We start from the raw sequence: 23731 nt of genomic DNA on the forward strand, positions 1-23731 counted from the left end.
GAGGACGAGTTGAACGCTGTGCGGAAAGTATCTCTGATTGCGCTGGTATTCCTGCTCGCGGCGTTCGGAGTGGGGGCGGTTTCGCAGGCCAGCGCCGGCCAGTTCCCGGTCCGGGCCCTGGTGATCACGATGTTCGACCCCGAGACCGCTCCGTGGCTGGCCCACGAGTCGCTGCCCGTCGAAATTCCGGTCAAGGGCGCGTATGGACCGCTGCACTGCGCGGACAACGGTTTGTGCGTCGCCACGATCGGTGAAGGCAAGGTCAACGCGGCCACGAGCCTGACCGCGATTCTCGACAGCGCGAAACTCGACTTCGGCCGAGCCTATTTCCTCACCGCCGGAATCGGGGGCGTCTCCCCGAAGACCGGGACGATCGGCTTCGCGGCGTGGGCGCGCTGGGTGGTGGACTGGGATTTGGGCCACCACGTCCAGGATCCCGACGTCCCGCACGGCTACCTGCCGATCGACGATCAGGGGACGAACGTGTTCCACCTCGACCAGCGGCTGGTCGACCGGGCCTACGGGCTCACCAGGAACCTCCCGTTGTCCGACAGCGCCGCCGCGGTCGAAACGCGGACGCACTACGCCGGCCAGGAGGGGCGGAAGCCGTTCGTCGCCACCTGCGACACCTTGACCGGTGACGACTACTGGGCCGGCGGCGGTTTGTCCGAGACAGCCCAGTACGTCACCGACATCTGGACGAAGAACCAGGGCTCTTACTGCACCACGCAGCAGGAAGACAACGCCACGGCCGCCGCCCTCGCCCGGCACGGGTACCTGGACCGGTACCTCAGCCTGCGCACGGCGAGCAATTTCGACCAGCCCTACCCCGGCCAGAGCGTGCGCGAGCTCCTGGCCACCTACCCGGGCTTCGAACCGGCGATCGACAACGCGTACCTCGTCGGCTCGACGGTGGTGCACGACTTGCTGACCCACCCGTGATCGTCCGGCTGGCGCGGCGGGTCGCGACTTCGTTGACCGAGGTCTCCGGGAGAAAGCCGCCGTCGTGCGGGACCGGCCGGGTGGGCGCACGATGAGGTCATGCCGATCCCGACGAAAGCTTTCGCCCACGTCCGCCTGACCGTCACCGACATCGGCCGTTCGCGGGCGTTCTACGAGGAGGTGTTCGGTCTTCCGGTGGCGTTCGAGTTGCCGGAGAACGCCGACGAGGAAACGAAGAAGCAGCTGTGGTTCCTGTTCGGCGGGGTCATCTACCAGCTCGGTGACTCGCTGCTGGGCCTGCGTCCGGTCAGCGACGACACGTTCACCGAGGATCGGACCGGACTGGACCACGTGAGCTTCGCCGTCGAATCGCGGGCGGAGCTGGATTTGGCGGTGTCACTGCTGGACGCGCGGGGCATCGAGAACGGCGGGGTCAAGGACATCGGAGTCGGTTACATCGTCGAGTTCCGCGATCCGGACAACATTGCGCTCGAAGTGTTCGCGCCCAAGGAATAGTCCGGCGCGGTGGCAGACTGACTCGGCTGACCGCATCGGCGAGCTAAGAGGTCGCGGGCGTAGTGCTCCCGGCGCTGCCCGGTGAAAGCGCTGCGGTTCAGCGAGCGGCGAGACCGGTGCGGGGTTCCCAGCCGAACAGGCGGCGGGCCTTGCCGATGTCGATGGCCCCGGCGTCGGGGCGTTCGAGGTGGCGTATCGGCGGAGCGTCACTTCCGTAAGCCTGCTCGACGAGATCGGCGAGAGGGCGGCCCATCAGATTGTCCGGTTGTGCGGCGTACACGACTTCGTGGCCCGGAGTGGTGGCGGTCGCGGCTCGCACCATGAGGTCGCCAAGATCGTCGGCGTCGACGAAGGTCCACTGGTTGAACGACGGCTCGACGTCGGCCTCCCGGGTCCGCTTGATGAAGCCGTCGTACATCTCGGCGGTGGTCACCAGCGAGGGGCGGATGGAGACCGCGGTGATCGATGTGGGGTTGTCCTGACGGCGTACCAGCGCGTCGAGCATGTGCTCGCCGAGAACCTTCGACAGGGCGTAGCCCTCGCGCGGGCGCAACGGGTGGTCCTCGTCGACGGGCAGGTAGTCGGGTAGCAGGACCGGATCGCCGGTCAGGTAGCCGGTGGCGGTTTCGCTGGAGGTCCAGACGAGCCGCGGCACCCCGGCGCTCCGGACCGCCTCGATGACGTGGAACAGCATCGGGACGTTGGTGTCGAACACCGTGACTTCGGTGTCCTGGAACGGTTCGGGGATGCCGGCTGCGTGGACCACGGCGTCCGGCCCCACCTGGGTGACGAGGGCGACGGTCTGCCCGTGGTCGGTCAGGTCGGCGCGCACGTAGGGCGCTTCACCGGGATCGGCCGGACCGTAGGACGGCGGGGCCTGGTCGGACGCGACGACGTCGTGGCCGGCGCGCCGGGCGGCGGTGACCGTGGCCCGCCCGACCTTGCCCAGGGCTCCGGTGATGAGGATCTTCATGCCGATCGGGTACCCCGCCGGTCCGGGGGGCAATCGGCGGGCCGCGCGCGCCGGCTGTGGGCTTCAGGCCCCGGACCGCCCCAGGACGATGTCGGACAGGCGGGCCAGGGCTTCGGCGTTCCGGGGTTTCGCGATCAGCGCCTGGACCGGCACCGGAAGGGCTCTTCCCGGTCCCCGCACGATGTGCTCCGCCATCCGGATCAGGGTCCCGCCCCCGTGGGGTTCGAGCGTCAGCCGGATCGCCGCGGACCCGAGCGGCCAGCCGCGCGCTTCGAGGGAGAGGGACCGGCCGGGTTCGACGGCGGTGACCACCGAGGTGTCCTGGATGTGCAGCGGCCAGGGGCCCACGCTGTGGTGGATGCGCGTACCGGGGGCGGGCCAGCCTTCGTCCACGTCACGGATGTGCGAGCTGCCCACCACCCACCCGGCGTAGGACCAGCCGTCGGCGAGCACGGCGAAAACGGCCTCCGGGGCCGCGTTGATCACGCGGCTGGCTTCGATCACGTTGTCCTCCGCTTTCGTTCCGGCTGTTACTGCCGGAGGGTGCCCGCCGTGGGCCGGCGCAAACGAGCTGACGGCGCCCGGGAGGGACGCGGCCAACACCGCCGGGGCCCGGCCGCCGAGAGCTGCGGGTCATCGAACGGGTCACAGTGCTTGCCGCTCGGCTGGTCCGGGGTTAGCGTGGGCGGGCAGGCGGTCCAACAGCGGGCCGTGTCCATGCTTCCCTGCACCCAGGGCATCGAGTCGTCGCGCGGCCGGTGGTCGTGCTCTCGCTTCAGCGTTGCGCTCAGGGTGTGGTCGATGAAAGCAGGCCACGATGACCATCGTTGTTTCCTCCTCCACCCAGTGTCCCGATCTGACCCCGCTGCGGCTCTCGGTCGAGCGCCTGGACCACGACCACCTCGTGATCCGGGTGGCCGGCGACGTCGACGCCGTCGGGACGCCCCGGCTTCGGGAACTGCTCGAAGCGAAGCTGCGCGGAGTGACCCGCGCGGTGGTGCTCGACCTTTCCGCGGTGACCTTCCTCAGCTCGGCCGGACTGTCCGAACTGGACCGCGCCCACCTGCTGGCCGCCGAACTCGGCGTGCGCTTCACCGTGCACGTCGGCGAAGCCCGTCAGGTCCGGCGGGTGATCGAGCTGTTCCCGCTGGCCGTGTTCTCCGCGGTCGACGGCTGAGGCCCCGCCGGTCGCCGCGACCGAACCACAATGGACCGGCCGCGGACCGGATAACCCCGGCCGCGCTGGGTACCCGGTGCGGGAGGAGGCATTGACATGACTGACTACCAGCACACCGCCACGATCGATCTGCCCGCCGACGAGTTGTTCGCCTACCTGCGCGAGCCGCGCAACCTGCCGCGGTACTTCCCCCAGATGCGGGCCGCCGAGCCGGAAGGCGGCGACGCGGTGCACGTGGAGGCCGAAGTGGGCGGTGAACGCGTCGAAGGCGAAGCGTGGCTCACCGTCGACGAGGACGCTCGAAAGCTTTCGTGGGGCGCTCAAGGGCCGCACGACTACCACGGCGAGCTGTCCATAGACGAGCAGAATCCCGGCAGCTCCCGTCTGACCGTCGTCCTGCACAGCGTCCGTGAGGGCGAGGACGAGCAGGTGCAGCGCGGTCTGGAACAGACCGTCGCCGCCCTCGCGCACCAGGCGACCGCGGATGCCGATGTGGAGAACGCCGAGGCCGAGGGCGGTTGGACCGGCCGCTGAACCCGCCCCGTTCGCCGGTGCGTTTCGCGGTCCTTCACAGTCCACAAAGGATTTAAGACCGGACCTGCGCGCGATGGCCCACTGTGATCGGTGGGCTATCGCGCGCTTTCCTGAAACCGGTGCGGTGGGCCGAGTCTTCAGTCAGGGCTTTCGCGGCCGGAATTGCCGGATCGTGGTGCCGAGCCCCTGGATCCGTCTCGGCGGTTACCGCGTCAGGCCGGGTGGATCTTGTCCGGCCGGTGCACCGCGGTGCGCCCGGACTTGTCGCTGCGCACCAGGTACTGCGGGTCCTCGGGGGAGGCTTTCACCTTGCGCCCGCCCGCGTGGGTGTCGGTGGTGATCTTCTCCTCCACGGTACCGGTGGAGCTTTCGTTGCCCGCGTCCCACTTGACGTGGTCGCCCTTGCGGAATTCCTTGGTCATGGTTTCCTCCTCGGTAGTGGCCGGGTGGCCGGGCCTTCCAGCACCGTGCCGTCGATGTCGAACCGGGAGCCGTGGCACGGGCAGTCCCAGCTGCGTTCGGCCGCGTTGAAGCGCACGAAACAGCCGAGGTGCGTGCAGCGCAGAGAGACTCCGTGCAGTTCTCCCGCCCGGTCCCGGTACACGCCCTTGCGACCGAACCCGTCCGGCAGCACGCGGGCTTCACCGGCGGGGATTTCGCCGCTGTCGCGCGCCTCGGCCGGGACCAGCCGGTCGCCGATCAGGTCCTTGGCGACCTCGGTGTTCTGCCGCACCAGCTTCGGTGCCGACCGCAGCGAGACCCGGTGCGGGGCGAACAGGTCCCGGTACGGATTGTCCGAGCCGGTGATGCCGTCCGCGACCACCTCGGCCGCCACGGTCCCCATCGCCAGCCCCCACTTGCCGAACCCAGCGGCCACCCACAGCCGGCGTGCGCCGGGAAGGTACGGACCGGCGAGCGGGATGCCGTCGTAGACCACCGCGTCCTGTGCGGACCAGCGGTGCGTGACTTCTTCGACGTCGAAATGCCGCGAAGCGAACTCGTCCAGCGCCAGGTACCGGCCGAATCCGGCCCGCTCGCCCGCGGGGTGGCCCTGCCCGCCGAGGATGAGCCGGCCTCCGTGCGCGGCGAACGACCACAGCGGGCTGCCCGCGCTGATCGCCAGTTCACCGGGCGGAGCACCTGTCCGCAGCGTCGCCGCGACGCAGTAGGACCGCTGCACCTTCAGCCGCGGGAAGAACACCCCCCGGTCCAGGATCGGGTAGTGGGTGGCCACGACGAGGGTGCCGGCTTTGAGCACTCCGTCGTCGGTGTGGACGCGGTAGGGCCCCGTGGTGCTGACGTGCCGGACCCGGCTGTCTTCGAACACCCGGCCGCCCTCGGCCTCGACGGCTCCGGCGAGGCCGCGGACGTAATCGGCGGGGTGCAGGGCGAGCTGCCCGGGCAGCCGGACCGCGCCGTGCACCGGCACCGGCAGGTCGAGCGAGGTGACCCGTTCGACCGGCAATCCCGCCCGCGCCGCCGACTCGTACTCGTCTCGCACCGCGGCCTGCTCCCCGGCGGTGAGCGCGAACGTGGTGGCCGGCGCGCGACGCAGACCGCAGCCGAGCGGCTCCGCGAGCCGCCCGACCAGCTCCACCCCGGACTGCGCGGCCCGCGCGTAGGCGGACGCGGTCTCCGGGCCGTGTTCGCGGGTCAGGGTCGAATAGATGGTGGACTGCAGAGCGGTGACCTTGGCCGTGTTGTTGCCGGTCGCGCCTGCGGCGATGCGTCCGGCCTCCACGACGGCGACGTCGACACCTCGCCGAGCGAGCACCAGTGCCGTGGTCACCCCCGCGATCCCGCCGCCGAGGACGGCGACGTCGGCTTCTTCGCGGCCGCGCAACGGCGCCCGCCTGCTCTCACGGGCGGTGGCCAGCCACAACGACTGCTCGGCGGTGGTCGTCATCGAAGGCTCAGGCTGCCGGGTACTGGGCGTCGTGGAGCAACCGGGCGAGGTGGACGGCGTTGCGGACCAGGGTGGCGTTGGTGGAGGCGACGGTCTCGGGGGTTTCGTCGAGGTCGTTGTAGTCGCCGCCCTGCATGGCTTCGCCGTTCCAGTAGGTGCCGCCCTGGGCCGGAATGGTGAAGCCGGTGTCGTTGAGGGCCTGGAACAGATCGGCGATGATCTTGTGCGCGCCGTCCTCGTTGCCGACGGCCGCGGCGACGGCGACCTTGCCGAACATGGCCGGCCGGCCCTCACTGTCGCTTTCGGACAGTTCGGCGTCGAGCCGTTCGAGCACCCGCTGGGCCACGCTGGACATGTGCCCGACCCAGGTGGGCGTGGCCACCAGCAGGATGTCCGCCGCGGCGATCCGGCGGCGGATGCCGGGCCACTCGTCACCGTGGCCCATGTCGGCCTCCACCCCGGGCCGGACGTCGTGATCGACCACGCGCACGCTCTCGCCGTCGACGCCGTGCCGGGCGAACAGCTCGAGCAACTGCCCGGCGATCAGCTCGCTGCTGGACTTCGCGGGCGTGGGCTTGAGGGTGCAGACCAGGGCCAGTACACGCATGGACGTCTCCCGATTCGGTGGCGGTGGCATCGAAACGACCACCCGCTCATCCGGCTACCCCTCGCGCGCCCCGGCAAACCGGGACCCGGCCCGGTCCGCCCGTTCCGTGGGACGAACCCCGGGCGGCTCACGCGGTGTCACCGGAACGAGGAGTGGGTGACGGCGGGGAAATCGGCTCTGTAACGGGGAACGGAGGGCGAGCGACATCGCCTGCGGGTACAGGGGCATCGACATCGTGGGAGACGCGCGGATGCAGATCAGCGGAGCGGCTTGGGGCCGGGGCGTCGAGGACGCCGACCAGAAGGCCTACTCGGACCTGGTGACGACCGGGGACGAGAAGAAGGACCCCCTCACCGAACTCATGGTCAAGCAGTACAAGGCCTCGACGGCCGACTTCGCCCTGGAGCAGCTCGTCGCCCTCCGGGAGGTCCTTGGGCGCGGCAAGCCCACCTACATCCCGGCGTCGGACCTCGCCAAACTCGACCGGGAGATCGAAAACCGGAACGACCCGGGGTGGATCGCCGAGCAGGCTCGCAAGGCCGAGGAGCGCCGGGCCAAGCAAACGGCCACCGAAGACCGGCTGCTCCGGCAGGGCCGGGCCAAGCTGGGGGGCGACGGTGACACCTGGAGCGCCCGGGCCGGCCGGATCAAGGCCTGGTGGAAGGCGGTGAAAGCGGCCGAGAAGGAGGAGACCTGGTCGAGCGCCTTCGGCGCCAACCGCATGTCGGCCCGTCAGATCGGGTCGACCCAGACCATGGGCGGGGAGTTCACCGTCCGCAACAAGCACGCCCGCACCGATGCCCGGCGGGACCGCACGATCTTCCTCGACCGGGGGGCCACCGGCATCGGGGAACGGATGAAGCCGGGCAACTTCCACGACCCGGAGACCGGGGCGAGCCAGAAGAACGAGAAGGGACTGCACGACCTGAGCGCGTCCCTGCTGGACGGCACCAAGACCCCGTCCTCGATCCTCGCCCAGCTCAAACCGTACAAGAACTCCATCGTGGTGTTCATGCCGGTGCCGGCCGAGGAGGATCTGCAGATCTTCCACGCCATCGCGAACCTGGAGGCACCGGATGCCAAGGCCCTCGGCGACATGCGCAGCAAGCTGACGCGGGTCAAGTACGCCCAGGGCAGTGACATGCACACCACGCTGTTCGACGTCAGCGCGAGCCCCGATGAGCCGGCCCAGATCCGCTACGGAGTCACCGGCCGCGCCCACCGCAAGGGCGAGGAGGAGACCATGGCCGACGAGACCGACCTCGCCGCCCGCCGGACGAACGCCCTGGAGCACAGCGTCATCCTCAAGGACGGGGCGGTGCAGAAGGTCAACGAGATCGTGATGGCCTACCGGTCCCACGACTCCGCTCGGTTTCCCCTGTTCGCGCGGTGGAACGCGGACAAGAAGCAGTTCGACGTCATCGATCCGGACCACGAGTGGGCCGGCACCGGCGCCTACATCACCGATGCCGGGGTCTGGCACGACTGAGTGACCCCGGGCGGCTACACGCTTTGTCCGGCGCGCGAGTGCTCGGCGGTGTCGACGATCGATCGGGCGAGCTGCGCGAAAACCAGGTCGTGCAGGGGTTTCTGCAGATACCAGTAAGCGGTGCCGAGGGTGCCCGCCGGGGTGAAGCGGACGGTCTGCTCGAATGCGGTCCCGTCCTGCGCCGGCTCCGCCCGCAGGGTCAGCTCCACGGTTCCCGGGAGCTGCATGTCGGCGGTCAGGACCAGTTCCCGGCGCTGATCGTCACGGCTGCGCACGGTCCAGAAATCCACCACGTCGCCGGGCCGGAGGTGCTCGGGGCGGCCGCGGTACAGCCCGGCGCCGCCGATGAGCTGGTCGAGCAGTCCGCGCAAGGCCCAGGCGGTGGCCGGTGCGAACGGTTGGCGGTGGCCGCCCAATCCGACGATCGACTGCCAGACGCGGTCGGCGCTGACCGGCGTGCGGAGGGTGTGCTTGCCGTAGTGGGCCGGTCCTTCCGAAGGCGGCCGAACCGGCGAGGAAAGCGCTTCACGCAGCGCGTTGTCGAGAGTCGGCGAGCCACCCGGAGGGTGGGGGAGAATCGTTTCGGCCGCCGTGTCCACGGGGAGCAGGTCGTGCTCGAGCGAAGCGAACAGAGGCGCCGCGACGCCCTTGGACACCGGGGTGAACAGTTCGGTGGCCCGGGCGGCCAGGCTGTGGGACCACAGCACCGCCGGCGGCATGACGGGCACCGGGCGGCGCAGCACGCGGGCGCACCGCCGCACCAGCTCACGGTAGGTGACCGGCTCCGGGCCGCTGAGGTCGAGCCGGCCGCGGACCGGGACCGCGTCCACCACGGCCCGCAGGTAGTGGCGCACGTCGGCGAGGGCCACCGGCCTGCTGCGGTGCCGCATCCAGGCCGGACACGGCACCACCGGGAGCCGCGCGATCCGGGCCAGCACCTCGATCCCGGTCGAGCCCTCGCCCACGATCAACGACGCTTGCAGGATCGCGGCGGGCACCTCGCCGGAGAGGAGGATGTCGGCGACTTCCGAGCGTGAAGCGAGGTGCGGCGAGGTCCGGCCGATCGGACGTGGCCCGCTGAGGTAGACGATCTGGCCGACGCCCGCCTCCGCGGCGGCGGCGCAGAGGCCGGCCGCGATCAGGCGGTCTCGTTCGGCGAAATCACGCTCGCTCAACGAGTGGATCAGGTGGAACACGACGTCTGCGTCCCGGACGACCGCTCGAAGCGCTTCGGTGTCCGTCGCGTCTCCCGGCACCACCTCGACGCCAGGGGGGAACCGGTGTTCCCCGGACCGGCTCAGCACCCGCACGCGGTGCCCGGCGGAGAGCAGGTCGGCGGTGAGGTGCGCGCCGATGAACCCCGACGCGCCGAGGACGACACACCGGACCCCCGCCGCCTGGTCCCGCTTCGATGCATCCACGATGCAAATCTAACCTTCGAAGTGGCCCGCCGCGCGATGAAGATCCGGTTCTCGGCGTTCTCGCTCGTGCGGTTCGATTCGGGCCAGGTGCATCGGCGATTCGCCGGGCGAAACCACCGGAACCGGTGAGTGCGCGGAGCCGGTTCCCCCCGTCCGAGCGGAGCGGTCCGCAGTGGGCCAGCTCGCCGGGGCAGCGGCTAGCGGCGGGCGGCCAGCAGGTGGTCGTCGCCGACCTGCCACAGCGGGGCCACGGCAGCGAACCCGGCTGACTTGAGCAGTTCGATGTGCTCGCCGACGGTGAGGCCGTTGCCGTGGTGGCTGGGCTCGGCCGGGGATTCCGCTTGGGCCGCAGCGGATTCTCGTTCGGCGATGCGGTCTGCGCGGGCTTGGGCGAGCTGGGTGAAGTGGGGGTCGGCAACGATCGCGTCCCACCACTGGCGCCATTCGTCCGTGGCACTGGGCCCGCCGAGATCGGCCTCGACCCATTGGGCGGCCGATCCGTAGCAGGCGCGGGCCAGGCCGGGCAGCAGCGGATCCGAGTCGATGCCGATGACCGTGGCCGAGGGGAGCCGCTGGCGCAACCGGCCAGGGGGCCCGGACCGCAGCCGAGATCGACGACGACCGGATGGGGCCCGCCCTCCAGCGCGGCTGCGGCCCCCGACGCACCTCGCCGATCTCGGCTGCGGGAGTACGCCGATCGGCTGCGTTCGGTGTTCACCGCGGTGGACGCCGGGCGGATCGACGATGCCTGCGAGCGCGTCAACGCGCTGCTGCGGGACACCCGGGCGGCCCCGGTGCTCACCCGGCACGACGACGAGCCGTGGCACCTGCACTTCCACGCCGCGGGGGAGGACTGGGCCCGCAGCTGGGCCGCATCGATGGCGACCGCTCTCGCGGTGGTGCTGGGCAACCCGGTGTCCGACCGCCTCGGGGTGTGCACCGCGTCCGCCTGCGACCGGGTGTTCGTCGACACCTCCCGCAACGGCACCAAGCGGTTCTGCTCTACCGCCTGCCAGAACCGGGTCAAGGCGGCGGCTTTCCGCGCCCGCCGGCGGGGCTGACCGAGTCCGCTCGGGGGTGACGGGCCGGGGCCGCACGACCGGGCTTTCGCCTGGATGAGGCTCGCCGGAGCGGTTCGCCGCGGTCGAACGAAGACGCCTGCGGTGAGCCATGCCCGCTGCGGACGATTCCGCACGAAGCTCGTTCTCATTCGCTCATGTGCAGGTGCTGATGTCACCGGAAGCCACCGAGTATCACTCTTTTGATATTGATAATCATTATCATGTCCATTAGGTTCGTTTTGGGCGCGCCCAGCGCGGCTGGGTGGAAGGTGCCGCTCAATCCTCGGTACACCGGTTCGGCGGGAAGGTTTCGATGCGTGAGCGTGCGGTCGCACGCGCCCTGGGGGCGTGCGTGGCGATGGTGCTGGTCGTGAGCGGATGCGCGCCGGTGGCGCGATCCGGCGGCGGGATCCGGGTGGTGACGACGACCGGCATCCTGGCCGACCTGGTCCAGGCCGTGGGCGGTGACCGGGTGCGGGTCGGCTCGATCGTCCCCGCCGGTGGGGATCCGCACTCCTACGAGCCGACCCCGGCGGACGCGAAACGGGTGGCGCAGGCCGACGTCACGTTCACCAACCACCTGCTGCTGGAGGAACAGCGCCTCATCAAGGCGGTCGACGCCAACGCCCGCGAAGGCACGCCGAACGTGTCGCTGGCCGAGGACTCGGAATCCTACGGGGCGCACGTGATCCCGCTGGTGGAGAACGTCGGGCTGGACGTGCTGTGGCTCGGGCTGCGGGTGCGCGGCGAAGGCGCGCGGTTCGGCGCCACGCGCACCTCGGAGATCCGGCTCTTCGCGACCGCACTGGAGGGTCCGGGCTCCCTGACCGCGTACCTGACGGAGTCGCTGGGACAACCGGACGTGTACTTCTCCTCGGCCGACGGCTTCGACGGGCGTGATTCGACGACGCTGCCGCCCGCGGCCCACACCCACCTCAACTGGGCGTTCAGCGCGCCGGGGCTGTACCAGCTGACCCTGCGCGCTCAGCTCGACGAGCCCGCCGGTGCGCCGAAACCGCTGGGACAGGCCACTTTCACCTTCGCCGTCGGAGTCGATCCCCAGACCGCGGCGCCGGGCCGGCGCGTTCTCGACCGGGGGCACACCGACCTGACCGTGGATCTGGACCAGGGCCGGCTCTACACCTTCAACGACGCCACCGGCGGCACCACGCAGGAGGAGATCGCGGCGCCGGACGCCGTGATCGAGGTGCCGAACAAGGCGATCGACCAGGTTCCCGGCGATCCGCGGTACGCGTTCCTCGGTGCCCCGGGCGCGCGGATCTTCCAACTGCCCCAAGCGGTTCTGGGCAAGCACGTGCACGGTGAGATCGACCCGCACCTGTGGCAGGACGCGCAGAACGTCGCGGCCTACGCCCAGCTGATCCGCGACACGCTGAAGAAGGTCGACCCCGCAGGCGCCGAGGTCTACGACCGCAACACCGCCGGGTACCGGCGGCAGCTCGACGACCTCGACGGTTACCTGACCCGCACCATCGCCACCATCCCGCCGGGGAACCGGCAACTGGTGACGACCCACGACGCGTTCGGCTACCTCGCCGACGCCTACGGCTTGAAGATCGCCGGCTTCGTGGTGCCCAACCCGGCGCAGGAGCCGAGCGTGGCGGACGTCCGCAAGCTGACCGAGACCATCCGGAACCTGCACGTGCCCGCGGTGTTCACCGAACCCAACCTGGCGCAACGGGCCTCGACGCTGATCCAGGTCGCCCACGACCTCGGCGCGCAGGTGTGCTCGCTCTACGGCGACGCCTTCGACGCGAACACCCGCACCTACCTCGCCATGATGCGGCACAACGCCGACGAGCTGGCCCGCTGCCTGGGAGGAACCCGATGAAGCGCCCCGGGCGATGGATCGCCCTCACCGCAGTGGCCGCCGCCCTGGCGTCGTCCGCTCCCGCCGCGGCGCAGGAAACCGCCGCCGACGCCCCGCCGGGCCGCGTGGTGGTCGCGGACGGCCACGTCGACCTGGGCCCGCGGTTCGCCGCCGGTGCCTGGACGATCGAGATCCGCGACGACACCGGTGCCGCGCCGGTGTGGCGCCACCTCGAAGACGTGGTTCTGCACGCGGGTGCGGGCGCGCGGGCCGAAGTGCCCCAGGGCGGGGAGTACGCCTTCCTCGGCGCACCGGGAAGTCCGGTGTGGCTGCTGCCGCAGACCCAGCGCGCGGGCACGGTGTGGCCGGGCTGGAACACCCAGGACCCGGGGACCACGGCCAAGGTCGGCCGCGAGGTGACCTGGCGCCTGCGCTCGGTCCAGGGCCCCGGTTCGTTCTCGCTGTTCCTCACCGGCGCGTTCGGGGCGCCGCGGGTGGTGTTCGACTCGCGGAAACCGCTGCCGCAGGAGACCGGCATCGAAGCCGGCAGCCACGTGCACGGCAACTGGGCCTTCGGCGCGGCGGGAACCTACCTGCTCGGCCTCGAGATGAGTGCGCTCACCGTGGACGGCGGGCGGGTGAGCGACGACCGCGTGCTGCGGATCCACCTCGGGGACGGGGACCCGGCCTCGGCCTTCGCCGTGGCCCCGCCCGCCGGGGCGAATCAGGCCCCCGGGGGTGCCCCGATCCTGGTCTGGGCCATCGGCGCGCTGGTGGTGGCCTCGGGCCTCGGAGCCCTCGTGGTGCTCCTGGTCCGGCGCCGGGCGCGGCGAGCGGAGGTGGGCTGAGATGGCCGGACCGCCACTGGCGCTCGGCGGCGTCTCGGTCGAACTCGGTGGCCGGCTGGTCCTGCACGACGTCGACCTCGAGCTGGACGAGGGCGAACTGGTCGGGCTCATCGGGCCGAACGGAGCCGGGAAGACCACCCTCCTGCGCACGATCCTGGCCCTGCAACCGGCGCGCTCGGGCCGGCTCCGCGTCGGCGGCCGGGCCCCCGCGCAGGCGCGCGGCACCGTCGGCTACGTCCCGCAGCGGCACGAGTTCGCCTGGGACTTCCCGATTTCGGTGGAGAAGGCGGTCCTGACCGGCCGGGCGCACCGGCGGCGCTGGGGCCGGCCCGCGGGCCGCGAAGATCGCGAAGCCGTGCGGGACGCGCTGCGGCGCGTGGGCCTGGCCGAGCTCGCCACCCGGCCGGTCGGTGAGCTCTCCGGCGGGCAGCGGCAACGGGTCCTCGTGGCCCGGGCCCTGGCCATGCGGCCCCGGCTGCTGCTGCTCGACGAGCCGTTCACCGGGATCGACGTGCCCACCCAGGACGCGCTCACCGAACTCCTTTCACACCTGCGCACCGAGGGGACCGCCCTGCTGATGACCACGCACGACCTGGCCGCGGCCGCGGGCCTGTGCACCCGGTTGTGCCTGCTGAACCGCACCGTCATCGCCGACGACGCGCCGGCCCGGCTCGCCGACGCCGACGTGTGGCTGCGCGCCTTCGGCCTGGCCCGGTCCGAGCACTTGCTGCGCATCCTGGGCGGTACGGCGTGAACGGGGTGCTGGATTTCCTCACCGAGCCCTGGGCCTACGACTTCTGGCGCCGGGCCCTGCAGGTCGCCCTGATGTCGGGCGTCGTGTGCGGGGTGATCGGCAGCCACGTCGTGCTGCGCGGGATGGCGTTCATCGGCGACGCGGTCGCGCACTCGGTGTTCCCCGGCGTCGCGGTCGCGTTCGTGTCCGGCTTCGACCTCGTCGTGGGCGGCGCGGTCGCGGGCCTGCTGACCGCCCTGCTGGTCGCGGTGGTCTCCCAGAACCGGCGGCTCAAGGAGGACTCGGTGATCGGGATCTTCTTCGCCGCCGCGTTCGGGCTGGGCATCGTGGTGCTGTCCACCGCCCCCGGCTACAGCGGTTCGCTCGAATCCTTCCTGTTCGGCTCGATCCTCGGCATCAGCGACGGCGACGTGCGCAACGTGGCCGTGGTCGGGGTGGTGCTGCTGGCGCTCGCCGCGCTGCTGCACACCAAGCTGGTCGCCGCCAGCGTCGACCGCGAACAGGCCCGGGCGCTGGGGCTGCCGGTGCTCTGGCTGGACATCGCGCTCTACACCATGGTCACGCTCGCGATCGTGATCTCCCTGCAGGCCGTGGGGAACGTGCTCGTGCTGGCCCTGCTGATCACCCCGGCCGGCGCGGCCCGGCTGCTGACCGACCGGCTGGGCGTGATGATGCTGCTCGCCCCCGTGATCGGTGCGGGCAGTTCGGTGGCCGGGCTCTACCTGTCCTACCGCTGGGATCTCGCCGCGGGCGGGCTCATCGTCCTCACGGTCACCGCGGTGTTCCTGCTGTGCTGGTTCTTCGCGCCGCGGCACGGACTGCTGGCGAAGCTGAGAACGCGCACCCGCCGGGCTTCGCCGGCGCCGGTTCCCGAGGCTCCGTGAAACCGTTTTTCCCACCCAGAGAAAGGAAATTCATCATGCGATTGACCCGGGTTGTCCAGGTGGCCGCGGTCACGGCCGTGACCGTGCTCGGCGGAGCGACCATCGCGCAGGCCGCTCCGGTCGTGATCTCCTCCGGCCACGTCGACGTGGTCGAGGCCGAGTACGAGGACGGCGCGCTCGAAGTCCACCTGCACGACCACACGGTGGACCCGGCGGTGGACCGGGACCCGGCCGCGGTGGTCCTCGAGGCCGTGCCGGGCACCAAGACCACGGTGCCCTCGGCCGCGGCGTACCGGTTCCTCGGGACCGCGGGCAGCCCGGTGTGGGTGCTCCCGCAGGACCAGCGGGCCGGTGTCCTGTTCGCCGGGCTGAGCGCGGAGAACGTCCAGGCGGGCACCTTCGCCGGCGACAAGCTCGACTTCGCGCTCACCCGGGCCACCGGGCCCGGCCGGGTTTCGGTGTTCGACACCGATGCCGCCGGTTCGCCGACCGTGCTCTACCACAGCGGCGACGGGCTGCCCGACGTGCACACCGTCCACGCCGGCGACCACCACCACACGAACTGGGCCTTCACCGCCGCCGGCACCTACACCCTCACCTTCGACGTCACCGCCACCCGGTCCGACGGGACGGCGGTCGACTCCGGGCCGGCCACCTACACCTTCAAGGTCGACGCCTGAGCGGCGGACCACCGCCGTCGAAGAAGCCCGTGCGGCCCGGATCCTTCCGGGCCGCACGGCGCCCACCCCCGTCAAGGACAGGACATGACTGCTCTCAGCGGAACCCTCTGCGGCGTGCTCGCGCTCGCGCTCGGCCCGGCCGGTGCGGGCCCGGCTGCCGCCCCGTCTTCCCCGCCGGGGGCGCCCCTCGCCCAGCTCGCGGTGGTGACCGTCGACGACAGCGCCGTGCGCGTCCGGGTCACCGACGGGGTGGATCCCGCCGGTGTCGTGCTGCACGCCCGGGCGTGGACCGCGGTGACCGACGGCGCGGGCGGGCTGCCCGGCTGGGACACCACGGACCTGCCCGCGAACGCCCCGGAAGTGCGCTGGACGCTCGACTCCGTGCAGGGACCGGGCCGATTCCTGGCCTACACCGGCGACGGCGACCAGGTCGTGACCCGCTTCGACAGCGCCGCCGCGAAGATCGGCGGACCGCAGACCTACGCCATGCCCGCCGGATCGCAGGGGGACTTCGGCTGGGTCTTCGACACCCCCGGCCGGTACCGGGTCGCGTTCAGCGTGGCGGCCACGCTCGGCTCGGGCCGTTCGGTGGTCACACCGGCGGTCTACACCGCCGACATCGCCGACATGCAGGCCCCGTCCACACTGGCCCCGTCGCCGACCCCCACCACCACCGGTGAAGAGCCGGTGCCCGGGCCGGCCCCGGCGCGCGCGGCGGTGGCCGCCGGAGCGCCGCAGGTCCGGGAGCCGGGCACGCCCACCGGAGACACCGCGTCCGGCCGGGTGGTGCTCGGCGAAGGTCACGTCGACGCGCTGGCCCCGCGGCTGGTGGACGGCAAGTTCCAGATCCAGGTCAAGGACGGTACCCAGGCCAGGAAGGTGACCTGGCGGCGTCCGGCGGACGTGGTGTTCCAGGTGCGCCCGGCCGCGCGGTTCCCGTTGCCCGGCCGGGACCAGCTCGCGTTCGCCGGGCGGCCGGGCGATCTCGTCTACCTCATTCCCCAGGTTCAGCAGGACGGGGTGGTCTGGGCGGGCTGGAGCACCGAAGCGCTGACTGCGCGGCAGATCGCGGGCCCGGTGACATATGCGCTCACCGCGGTCGAAGGCCCCGCGCCCGTGGCGATCTTCACCACGGGCACCTTCGGCGACGAGAAGCTGCTCCTGGGCAACTCTCCCGGCACGCCGACGACCATGCCGGTACCGCTGGCCACGCACGCCCACGCCAACTGGATCTTCCCGAAGGACGGCATCTACCGCCTGACCTTCACCCTCACCGCGCGAGCGGCGGATGGTGGCACCTACACCGACACCCAGACCTACGGCTTCGCCGTGGGGAACGCCGATCCGGCCCGTGCGTTCGAGTCCGGCACGCGTCCGGGCGGCCCGGACAGCCCGGGTGGTGCGCAGGCCCAGCCGCGGACCGGTTCCGGCCCGGCCGAGTCCGCCCACCCCGCGCTCGCCCGAACCGGGGTGGGCGTGCTCCTGCCCCTCGGTGCGGCCGGGGTCCTGCTCGGTGGCGGCGCCGGGCTCGTGCTCTTCGCGAACCGCCGCCGCGCCCACCGGGGCGGGGTCCGCTGATGCGCGCCCGGGGCGGTCCCTCCGGACTGTTCGCCGGAATCCTGACGCTTCTGCTGATCACCGGTGTGCTCGCGCTGGGCGGGGGACCGGTGGCCGCCGCGGCCCGGCCGGACCCCATCGCCCCCGGAGGGGTCGGCGAGACGGTGCCCTCCGGCACGAAGTTCGTGCTCGACCACGGCCACATCGACGTCCTGGCCCCCGTGCTCGACGGCCGCTCGCTGCGGATCGAGTCCAAGGACGGCTCGGTGCCGGGCGCGCCGGTGAAGTGGCGCGATCCCGAAGACCTGGTGCTGCACGTGCGGCCCCAGACCACGTTCACGGTCCCGGATCGCCCGGACTTCGCCGAGATCGGTACCCCCGGGCAGACGCTGTGGACCATCCGGCAGCAGGAGACCGAACTGGCCACCACCGTGTGGGCGGGCTGGAGCACCGAGGTGATCGATCCGCCCGGCCACGCGCAGTTCGCCGGCGACCACCTCGACTGGCGCCTCGACGCCGTCGACGGTCCCGGCGTCGCGGCGCTGTGGATGAACGCCACCTTCGGGGCGGGGCCCCGGATGCTGCTCGACGGCGCGAAACCACTACCGCAGAGCACGCCGATGGCGGTGTTCACGCACAGCCACGTGAACTGGACCTTCAGCGCGCAGGGGGTGTACCGGATGACCTTCACCGTGGCCGGGGCCCTCACCGACTCCACGCCCGTGAGCGACACGGTGACGCTCGCCTTGGCGGTCGGCGACGTCGACCCTTCGGGCGTCGCCCCCGGGGACGGGACCCCACCCCCGACCTCGTCCACTGCGCCGACCTCGCCGACTGCGCCGACCCAGCCGACCTCATCGTCGGGTCCATCGAGCACCCCGAGCACCCCGGCCCCCTCGACGAAGCCCGGCGCCCCCCGGGACGACCTCGAACCGGCGGCGATCGTGCTCGACTCGGGGCACGTGGACGCCGTCGCCCCGCGCCTCGCCTCGGATGGCCGGCTGCGCGTGGACATCAAGGACAGCACCGGCCTCGGCGGCGCGGGGGTGCCCGAACCGGCCTGGCGGTCCCCGGACCGCACGGTGTTCCACGTCCGGCCCGCCGCCCGGCAGACCGTGCCCGACGATCCGGTGTTCGCCTTCCTCGGCCGAGCCGGTGCGCCGGTGTGGCTGATCCCGCAGACGCAAGACCCGGGGATCGTGTGGGCGGGCTGGAGCACGGAGGCCCTGGCCCCGGACCGGGTGCCCGCCGGTGTCGACTGGAGCCTGGACTCGATCGAAGGCCCCGGTAGCGTCGCCCTGTTCCAGAACGACGCGGCGGGCGGTATCGCCAGCACGGTGTTCGACAGCCGGAAGGCGCTGCCCCAGTCGGTCCACGTGGCCCTCGGTCTCCACGCGCACGCCAACTGGGCGTTCTCGGCCGAAGGCCTCTACCACCTGAACTTCACGGTCGCCTCCGCGAGCCCGGACGGGCGGCCCCTGCGCGACACCGAGGTCTACCACTTCGCGGTCGGCAACGTCGACCCGCGGGCCGCGTTCCCGCCCGGGGTCACCCCAGGGCCCAATCCGTCCACTTCGGACAGTGCCCGCCCGTCCGGGAACGGCGGTGGGCCCACCCCCTCCGCGCCGGTCTCCCGGGACGCCGGAGCGGAAAACCGGGGTCTCGCCCGGACCGGCGTCGAGCGGGGGACGTTCGTCGCACTGGGCCTGGGCACGATACTGGCCGGCACCGGTTTGCTCGCTCTGGTCCGGCGAAGGCGTCATTCCGACCGGCGGGACCCGTGGACGTGACCCCGTTGCCGTGGGGTCATCGGACCAGGCGGACGGTCTTCGCGGCGGGGACGAAGGTCGCCGTCTGGCCCCGCGTCAGGGCGACGCTGTCGGTCTCCAGGCCGTCGCCGAACGCGACCAGGCGGTCGGATTCGACCTCGATGGCCAGCGGCGCCGAGGTCAGCTCGCCCTCGGTGTGCCCGGTCCCGGTCGTCGGGGACGGCCACGCCTCGCGGACGAACCAGACCAGCCGGGCCTCGCCGGGGGCGGGCAGGCGCAGTCCGCTGTGGCGTTCGCGCCAGACCGAGCCGCACCAGCCGGTCGCGCCGGTGCCCGTGCCGACCAGGATCCCCGAGGACGCCTGGCGTTCCGCCGGCCCGCCACCGACCCCCAGCCGGTAGCGGGCCGTCTGGTGCCCGGCGTGGCCCAGGTAGATCTCGTTGAGCGCGAGCAGCCGCTGGCCGTCGTCCGCGGTCAGCTCGGCCATCGTCCGGTGCTCGACGTCCCCGGTGGCGCGGATCAGGTCCGCGACCGCGGCCGCCGGGTGCTTGACCAGCACCCCGGGCGCGCCGGGGGTCACGCCGATCACCGGCTGGCCGTCGAGGTACTTGGCGACGTTCGCGATCAGCCCGTCCTGGCCGACCGCGACGACGACGTCCTCCGGGGTGAACAGGAACCGGTCGAGGTCGGCCCGTTCGACCTCGCCGCGGCGCCAGTCGAGCGGGATCGCCGCCGACGCCGCGGTGAGCGCCGAGCGCAGGGCGGTGTCGGCTTCGGACACTTCGGCGAGGTCGCGCCCGCGCGTGCGCAGGAAGAACTCCGCCTGGCCGCGCGTGCCGTGCCGGGCCAGCAGTTCGTCGAGCTCGGTGCGCCGGTGCACCAGCACCACGCGCGGGGCGAGGCTCACGACCGCACGCCCAGCTTGGTCAGCAGCGGGGCGAGCAGGTCCGGGGTCACCGTGAGGCTGTCGATCCGCGGCAGGTGGCCGGCCAGCTCCTTGAGCGCCAGCCCGGTGAGCACGCTCTCGGGCACGTCGCGGTAGGCCGCCAGCCGCGCGGCTTCACCGGCGGCGTCCGCCTCGCCGAGGGCTCGCCGGCCGTCGGCTTCCACGAGGGTCAGGCGCTCCTGGCGCGTCGCCTGGGCCTCGGTCTCGATCCGGTTGGCCGCGGCGGCCTCTTCGGCCTGGCGGCGGGCGTTCGCGCCGCGCTGGGTGAGCAGCTGCTCCTCCCGGCGGGCCAGCTCGATCTGGTTCTGCAGCTCGTTTTCGCTGATGGCGCGCTCGCGTTCGACGGCCAGCGCGCGGCGCTCGTAGGTCGCCCGGTCGGCTTCCTGCTGCACCTTCTCCCGCGCGGTCGTCTGCAGGGCCTTCTCGACCTCGGGCTCGGCCCGGATCGCCACCACGCGGACGTCGGCGACGGCCGAGCCGGTCTGCGCGAGCCGGGTGTCCTCCTCGGCCAGCCCCGCGCGGATCCGATCGCGCACCGCGCTCACCCCGTCGGCCAGCGCGGTGGCCAGGTCGATGCGGGTGAGGACCTCCACGGCGTACTGCTGGACGTTCTCGGTGAGCAACCCGCTGATCTGGGCCAGCGGGTCGCTCCTCCAGCGTCCGGTGTTCGGGTCGATGGAGAAGTCGATGCGCTGCGCGGCGAGCCCGGGGTCCTCGATCCGGAAGGTCAGGGCGAGCTGGACGGTGACGTCCTGGAAGTCGGCCGTGCGGGCGTGGAACAGCAGCGGCAGTTCCCGGTCGTCGACGGGGACCTCGGAGATGACCGCGGTCAGCGGCCGGTACCAGAACGACAGCCCCACGCCGTCGTGCGCGAGCCGGCCGCGGTGGTGGTGGCGGATGTGGACGGTGGTGGCGCCCCGCAGGTGCCGGAACCCGAAGCGGCGGTTGATGTCGGCCATGTGCCCTCCTCTTATCGTCGTGGTGACGATATGGGAGGACGAGCCTTGTCGTCAAGCTGACGATTACCGGGTAGGGTGGTGGCATGGGTCACCCTCCGTTCGCCGTCACCGTCGATCTCGTCGTGCTCACCCTGACCGGGGACGAGCTGTGCGCGCTGGTGGTGCGCCGCGGGATCGAGCCGTACCGGGGGGAGTGGGCGCTCCCGGGTGGCTTCGTCCGCGAGGGCGAGGACCTTTCGGACGCGGCCCGCCGGGAGCTGGCGGAGGAGACGGGGCTGGCGCCGGGGACCGTCCACATCGAACAGCTCGCCGGGTACGGCGCACCGGACCGCGATCCGCGGATGCGGGTGGTGACGGTGGCCCACCTCGCGCTGGCGCCGGACCTGCCGGTGCCGCGCGCGGGCACGGACGCGGCGGAGGCCCGGTGGGCGCCGGTCCGGTCGCTGGGCGCCGAGCACCTGGCGTTCGACCACGACCGCATCCTCGCCGACGGCCTGGAACGGGCCCGCGCGAAGCTGGAGTACACGCCGCTGGCGACGGCGTTCTGCCCGCCGGAGTTCACGGTGGCGGAGCTGCGCCGGGTGTACGAGCTGGTCTGGGCCACCCGGCTCGACCCGCGCAACTTCCACCGGAAGGTGACCGGGGCCGACGGCCTGCTGGAGCCGACCGGCCGCACGACCACCCGCGACGGCGGCCGGCCGGCCCGGCTCTACCGGCGCGGAAAGGCCGAACTGCTCCACCCGCCCATGCTGCGGACCGCCGCGTAACGGCCGAACGCCGCCGCCGCGCCGGGTTCCCGCAGAAGCACGGCCCGGGCTACGGCCGGTCGGCGGGCAACTCGTCGGCGATGCCGCGCCTCCCGTCGAGGCCGGGCCGCCGCTTCCGGGGAAAACCCCTTGGGCGGCGGCCCGGGTGCTGTTCGCTCAGGCGGCGGGCGGGGTGCCGAAGGGGGCGCTCCACGCCTGGTTGGGCTGGTCGGTGCCGCAGGCGTAGGTGGCGACGGTGGAGGAGGCGTCACCGACGTCGCCGCCGTAGACGTCCAGGCAGGTGCCGCTGCCCTGGGTCAGGTGGCCGGAGCGGTGGTAGGCCCACACCTGCTTGACGTCCGAGCCGTCGCAGGGGGCGAGCCGGGCCCCGGAGGGGTCGGCGGCCAGGCACAGCGACGGGGCGGCGTAGGAGGAGATCAGCCCGCTCGGCTGCCGGACCCACTGCTGGTTGCCGCCACCGGTGCACGCGTACAGCGCGACCTCGGCCCCGGGGGTGGCGCCCCGGTAGGCGTCCAGGCAGAGCGCGGACTTCTGGAAATCGGCCTGCGCGGCCTGGATCTGGCCGGTGGGCCGGGCCGCGCCGCACGAGCCGGGCGTGATGGTGTACATCGCGTTGTCGTGCGCGGTGATCGTGGCGGTGAGCGAGCCCGTCACGTTCTGGTTCCCGTGGCTCCACAGGTTGCGGGCGGTGCGGGTGCAGCCCAGGTTCCCGAAGCCGACGCGCCCGAGGTCGAGGGAGTAGGTGGTGGAGGTGGCGTTCTTGTTCAGCACGACCACCGCCCGGCCGCCGCCGGCCAGCGGCTTGACCACGACGTCGATGCCCGAGGTGGCGGAGGCGTTGTCGCGGGCGGCGAGGTAGCCGCCCGCCCCCAGCGGGTCCTGGTCGACGGCGATGATGTCGCTGTTGGTGAGGATGCCGAGCTGGGGCGCGTACCCGGTGGGGTCGGCGGCCAGCTTGCGGACGTCGGTGCTGATCTCCAGCGGCGAACCCATCGCCGACCACAACGCGAACTGGCTGCGCTGCTCGGGCAGGGTGAGCTGGCCGTTGTCGCCGATCAGCAGCATGTCGGCGTCGCCGAAGTCGCCGGGGGCGTCGTAGCGGGCCAGCGCCACGGTGTCGGTGAAGTTCTGGTAGACGCCGCCCTCGTAGTAGTCCGCGCCGTGCGGCCAGTCCCAGGCGTTCGCCGGCGAGGGGTGCCGGACGGCGATGTCGGGGCTGACCCGCCACATCTGGCCCAGGCCCCGCACGTAGTCCATCGCGTCGTACTTGCCCGGGCTGTCCGGGCCGAAGCCGGCCGGGGCGGACTCGTTGAGCAGGATCTTGCGGCTGCGGCCGGTGGTCGCGGTCTTCAGCGCGTTCGCGACCTTGGTCAGCTCGCCCTGGCGGTTGCCGCTGTCGGTTCCGCAGTTGTCCACCTTGAGCGAGTCGATCCCCCAGGCGGCCAGCGAAGTGGCGTCCGCCTGCTCGTGGCCCATGATTCCGGCCGCGACGCCTTGGCAGGTGTTGACGCCTGAGGTGGTGTACAGCCCGGCGAGCATGCCCTGGCTGTGCACGTAGTTCGCGTACGCGGTCAGCTCGGAGTCGAAGCCGGGCTGGCTGCTGGAGCCCCATCGGGCCGCGCCGTGCAGGTAGCCGGAGGAGTTGCGCTGCATCCAGCAGTCGTCGACGGTGAGGTTGGTGTAGCCGGCGGCCACCAGCCCGGTGTCCTTCATGGCCTTGGACTGGTCCTGCATGAACTGCTGGAAGGAGTAGCCGCTGCTGGTGCCGTCCAGCCGGGTCTGCGCGCCGCAGGTGAACCGGGCCCAGTTGTTGAAGCCCATCATCGGTTTCACCCCGACGGCCGTGTCGGTGTTCGCGGCCACCGGGTCGGCGGCGGCGGGGGACAGCGCCGCCGTGACGCCCGCGGCGGACAGGGCCAGTGCGGAACCGAGCCGGATCAGCCGGTGTCGCCATCTCATGGGACCAACTCCTTCGAGCGGAAGGGAAGCCTGCCGGACGGTGACGCAGACGGTAACTCTCATCCCGGCCGTATGCAATAAGCTGCTTTCCATTAAGCTTGAATGAACATTTTCATGCAAGAAAAGCGGAGTTCGGCGCACTCGGCTTACC

Annotated in this window: 24 protein-coding genes; 14 read left to right on the forward strand and 10 right to left on the reverse strand. The window is 72.0% G+C overall.

The genetic code is table 11. The features are described from left to right. Nucleotides 1-18: 18 nt before the first annotated feature. Both NYF13_RS29020 and NYF13_RS29025 read left to right on the forward strand, forming a co-directional pair. Complete coding sequence (locus NYF13_RS29020; protein WP_315661073.1) at nt 19-942, forward strand: purine nucleoside permease; 924 nt, start codon at nt 19-21, stop codon at nt 940-942. 99 nt (nt 943-1041) lie between these two features. Next, complete coding sequence (locus NYF13_RS29025) at nt 1042-1458, forward strand: VOC family protein (protein WP_315661074.1); 417 nt, start codon at nt 1042-1044, stop codon at nt 1456-1458. A 97-nt stretch (nt 1459-1555) separates the two neighbouring features. On the opposite strand, the gene NYF13_RS29030 is transcribed toward NYF13_RS29025, so the two are convergent. Continuing rightward, nucleotides 1556-2431, reverse strand: a complete 876-nt coding sequence (locus tag NYF13_RS29030; RefSeq protein WP_315661075.1) for an NAD(P)-dependent oxidoreductase — start codon at nt 2429-2431, stop codon at nt 1556-1558. A 63-nt stretch (nt 2432-2494) separates the two neighbouring features. Next, on the reverse strand, nt 2495-2935 hold the full coding sequence (locus tag NYF13_RS29035) for an SRPBCC family protein (protein WP_315661076.1): 441 nt from the start codon (nt 2933-2935) through the stop codon (nt 2495-2497). Between the two features lie 313 nt (nt 2936-3248). Between NYF13_RS29035 and NYF13_RS29040 the strand changes: the two genes are divergently transcribed. Both NYF13_RS29040 and NYF13_RS29045 read left to right on the forward strand, forming a co-directional pair. After that, nucleotides 3249-3608: an STAS domain-containing protein gene (locus NYF13_RS29040; RefSeq protein ID WP_315661077.1), complete on the forward strand. Its 360-nt coding sequence runs from the start codon at nt 3249-3251 to the stop codon at nt 3606-3608. 96 nt (nt 3609-3704) lie between these two features. After that, entirely contained in the window at nt 3705-4142 is a 438-nt protein-coding gene (locus NYF13_RS29045) for an SRPBCC family protein (protein WP_315661078.1), read from the forward strand. A 212-nt stretch (nt 4143-4354) separates the two neighbouring features. Here the strand turns inward: NYF13_RS29045 and NYF13_RS29050 are convergent, their stop codons facing one another. From NYF13_RS29050 to NYF13_RS29060, 3 genes are read right to left on the reverse strand one after another with little or no spacing between them, the layout of a single operon-like run. Then, on the reverse strand, nt 4355-4564 hold the full coding sequence (locus NYF13_RS29050; protein WP_315661079.1) for a DUF2945 domain-containing protein: 210 nt from the start codon (nt 4562-4564) through the stop codon (nt 4355-4357). Continuing rightward, the gene (locus tag NYF13_RS29055) at nt 4561-6048 is read right to left on the reverse strand and encodes an FAD-dependent oxidoreductase (RefSeq protein WP_315661080.1); all 1488 of its coding nucleotides are present in this window, start codon (nt 6046-6048) and stop codon (nt 4561-4563) included. Before NYF13_RS29055 ends, NYF13_RS29050 begins: the two co-directional genes overlap by 4 nt. A gap of 7 nt (nt 6049-6055) precedes the next feature. Continuing rightward, nucleotides 6056-6655 carry an NAD(P)H-dependent oxidoreductase gene (locus NYF13_RS29060; protein WP_315661081.1) on the reverse strand — a complete coding sequence of 200 codons (600 nt, stop codon included), beginning with the start codon at nt 6653-6655 and terminating at the stop codon, nt 6056-6058. 250 nt (nt 6656-6905) lie between these two features. Between NYF13_RS29060 and NYF13_RS29065 the strand changes: the two genes are divergently transcribed. Continuing rightward, on the forward strand, nt 6906-8144 hold the full coding sequence (locus NYF13_RS29065; protein WP_315661082.1) for a hypothetical protein: 1239 nt from the start codon (nt 6906-6908) through the stop codon (nt 8142-8144). Between the two features lie 14 nt (nt 8145-8158). Here NYF13_RS29065 and NYF13_RS29070 read toward each other — a convergent pair whose 3' ends face one another. Then, nucleotides 8159-9565, reverse strand: a complete 1407-nt coding sequence (locus tag NYF13_RS29070) for a DUF2867 domain-containing protein (RefSeq protein ID WP_315661083.1) — start codon at nt 9563-9565, stop codon at nt 8159-8161. Between the two features lie 197 nt (nt 9566-9762). Next, nucleotides 9763-10146: a hypothetical protein gene (locus NYF13_RS29075; protein WP_315661278.1), complete on the reverse strand. Its 384-nt coding sequence runs from the start codon at nt 10144-10146 to the stop codon at nt 9763-9765. Here NYF13_RS29075 and NYF13_RS29080 point away from each other — a divergent pair. The 8 genes from NYF13_RS29080 (at nt 10051) to NYF13_RS29115 (ending at nt 18970) form a co-directional block, all read left to right on the forward strand. Continuing rightward, nucleotides 10051-10626: a CGNR zinc finger domain-containing protein gene (locus NYF13_RS29080; protein WP_315661267.1), complete on the forward strand. Its 576-nt coding sequence runs from the start codon at nt 10051-10053 to the stop codon at nt 10624-10626. The genes NYF13_RS29075 and NYF13_RS29080 overlap by 96 nt on opposite strands. Nucleotides 10627-10939: 313 nt before the next feature. Next, nucleotides 10940-12478 (forward strand): anchored repeat ABC transporter, substrate-binding protein, encoded by a 1539-nt coding sequence (locus NYF13_RS29085; protein ID WP_315661084.1) that lies wholly within the window; start codon nt 10940-10942, stop codon nt 12476-12478. Then, on the forward strand, nt 12475-13305 hold the full coding sequence (locus NYF13_RS29090; RefSeq protein WP_315661085.1) for a choice-of-anchor M domain-containing protein: 831 nt from the start codon (nt 12475-12477) through the stop codon (nt 13303-13305). Before NYF13_RS29085 ends, NYF13_RS29090 begins: the two co-directional genes overlap by 4 nt. A 1-nt stretch (nt 13306) precedes the next feature. Continuing rightward, nucleotides 13307-14059: an anchored repeat-type ABC transporter ATP-binding subunit gene (locus tag NYF13_RS29095; RefSeq protein ID WP_315661086.1), complete on the forward strand. Its 753-nt coding sequence runs from the start codon at nt 13307-13309 to the stop codon at nt 14057-14059. After that, nucleotides 14056-14943: an anchored repeat-type ABC transporter permease subunit gene (locus NYF13_RS29100; protein ID WP_315661087.1), complete on the forward strand. Its 888-nt coding sequence runs from the start codon at nt 14056-14058 to the stop codon at nt 14941-14943. Before NYF13_RS29095 ends, NYF13_RS29100 begins: the two co-directional genes overlap by 4 nt. A 35-nt stretch (nt 14944-14978) precedes the next feature. Next, nucleotides 14979-15623, forward strand: coding sequence for a choice-of-anchor M domain-containing protein (locus NYF13_RS29105; protein WP_315661088.1), 645 nt, complete (start codon nt 14979-14981; stop codon nt 15621-15623). An 84-nt stretch (nt 15624-15707) separates the two neighbouring features. Beyond that, on the forward strand, nt 15708-17201 hold the full coding sequence (locus NYF13_RS29110) for a choice-of-anchor M domain-containing protein (protein ID WP_315661089.1): 1494 nt from the start codon (nt 15708-15710) through the stop codon (nt 17199-17201). After that, nucleotides 17201-18970: a choice-of-anchor M domain-containing protein gene (locus NYF13_RS29115; protein ID WP_315661090.1), complete on the forward strand. Its 1770-nt coding sequence runs from the start codon at nt 17201-17203 to the stop codon at nt 18968-18970. The genes NYF13_RS29110 and NYF13_RS29115 overlap by 1 nt, the downstream gene beginning before the upstream one ends. Nucleotides 18971-18986: 16 nt before the next feature. Here NYF13_RS29115 and NYF13_RS29120 read toward each other — a convergent pair whose 3' ends face one another. Together NYF13_RS29120 and NYF13_RS29125 are read right to left on the reverse strand one after the other, a co-directional pair. Next, nucleotides 18987-19856: a hypothetical protein gene (locus NYF13_RS29120; RefSeq protein ID WP_315661091.1), complete on the reverse strand. Its 870-nt coding sequence runs from the start codon at nt 19854-19856 to the stop codon at nt 18987-18989. Further along, nucleotides 19853-20854, reverse strand: a complete 1002-nt coding sequence (locus NYF13_RS29125) for an SPFH domain-containing protein (RefSeq protein WP_315661092.1) — start codon at nt 20852-20854, stop codon at nt 19853-19855. The genes NYF13_RS29120 and NYF13_RS29125 overlap by 4 nt, the downstream gene beginning before the upstream one ends. A gap of 83 nt (nt 20855-20937) precedes the next feature. Here NYF13_RS29125 and NYF13_RS29130 point away from each other — a divergent pair, with 83 nt between their 5' ends. After that, the gene (locus tag NYF13_RS29130; protein ID WP_315661093.1) at nt 20938-21621 is read left to right on the forward strand and encodes an NUDIX domain-containing protein; all 684 of its coding nucleotides are present in this window, start codon (nt 20938-20940) and stop codon (nt 21619-21621) included. Nucleotides 21622-21777: 156 nt separating this feature from the next. Here NYF13_RS29130 and NYF13_RS29135 read toward each other — a convergent pair whose 3' ends face one another. Continuing rightward, nucleotides 21778-23580 carry a ricin-type beta-trefoil lectin domain protein gene (locus NYF13_RS29135; protein ID WP_315661094.1) on the reverse strand — a complete coding sequence of 601 codons (1803 nt, stop codon included), beginning with the start codon at nt 23578-23580 and terminating at the stop codon, nt 21778-21780. Nucleotides 23581-23731: the final 151 nt, after the last annotated feature.

It is taken from the genome of Amycolatopsis sp. PS_44_ISF1 (genome assembly GCF_032335455.1).
Classification (GTDB): domain Bacteria; phylum Actinomycetota; class Actinomycetes; order Mycobacteriales; family Pseudonocardiaceae; genus Amycolatopsis.

Bases quoted from the DNA above. Each gene is read 5' to 3' on its own strand.
- NYF13_RS29060 (WP_315661081.1), bottom strand. From the start codon at position 6,655: ATGCGTGTACTGGCCCTGGTCTGCACCCTCAAGCCCACGCCCGCGAAG.
- NYF13_RS29115 (WP_315661090.1), top strand. From the start codon at position 17,201: ATGCGCGCCCGGGGCGGTCCCTCCGGACTGTTCGCCGGAATCCTGACG.
- NYF13_RS29135 (WP_315661094.1), bottom strand. From the start codon at position 23,580: ATGAGATGGCGACACCGGCTGATCCGGCTCGGTTCCGCACTGGCCCTG.
- NYF13_RS29050 (WP_315661079.1), bottom strand. From the start codon at position 4,564: ATGACCAAGGAATTCCGCAAGGGCGACCACGTCAAGTGGGACGCGGGC.
- NYF13_RS29125 (WP_315661092.1), bottom strand. From the start codon at position 20,854: ATGGCCGACATCAACCGCCGCTTCGGGTTCCGGCACCTGCGGGGCGCC.
- NYF13_RS29085 (WP_315661084.1), top strand. From the start codon at position 10,940: ATGCGTGAGCGTGCGGTCGCACGCGCCCTGGGGGCGTGCGTGGCGATG.
- NYF13_RS29065 (WP_315661082.1), top strand. From the start codon at position 6,906: ATGCAGATCAGCGGAGCGGCTTGGGGCCGGGGCGTCGAGGACGCCGAC.
- NYF13_RS29130 (WP_315661093.1), top strand. From the start codon at position 20,938: ATGGGTCACCCTCCGTTCGCCGTCACCGTCGATCTCGTCGTGCTCACC.
- NYF13_RS29105 (WP_315661088.1), top strand. From the start codon at position 14,979: ATGCGATTGACCCGGGTTGTCCAGGTGGCCGCGGTCACGGCCGTGACC.
- NYF13_RS29090 (WP_315661085.1), top strand. From the start codon at position 12,475: ATGAAGCGCCCCGGGCGATGGATCGCCCTCACCGCAGTGGCCGCCGCC.
- NYF13_RS29040 (WP_315661077.1), top strand. From the start codon at position 3,249: ATGACCATCGTTGTTTCCTCCTCCACCCAGTGTCCCGATCTGACCCCG.
- NYF13_RS29030 (WP_315661075.1), bottom strand. From the start codon at position 2,431: ATGAAGATCCTCATCACCGGAGCCCTGGGCAAGGTCGGGCGGGCCACG.
- NYF13_RS29055 (WP_315661080.1), bottom strand. From the start codon at position 6,048: ATGACGACCACCGCCGAGCAGTCGTTGTGGCTGGCCACCGCCCGTGAG.
- NYF13_RS29110 (WP_315661089.1), top strand. From the start codon at position 15,708: ATGACTGCTCTCAGCGGAACCCTCTGCGGCGTGCTCGCGCTCGCGCTC.
- NYF13_RS29025 (WP_315661074.1), top strand. From the start codon at position 1,042: ATGCCGATCCCGACGAAAGCTTTCGCCCACGTCCGCCTGACCGTCACC.
- NYF13_RS29045 (WP_315661078.1), top strand. From the start codon at position 3,705: ATGACTGACTACCAGCACACCGCCACGATCGATCTGCCCGCCGACGAG.
- NYF13_RS29095 (WP_315661086.1), top strand. From the start codon at position 13,307: ATGGCCGGACCGCCACTGGCGCTCGGCGGCGTCTCGGTCGAACTCGGT.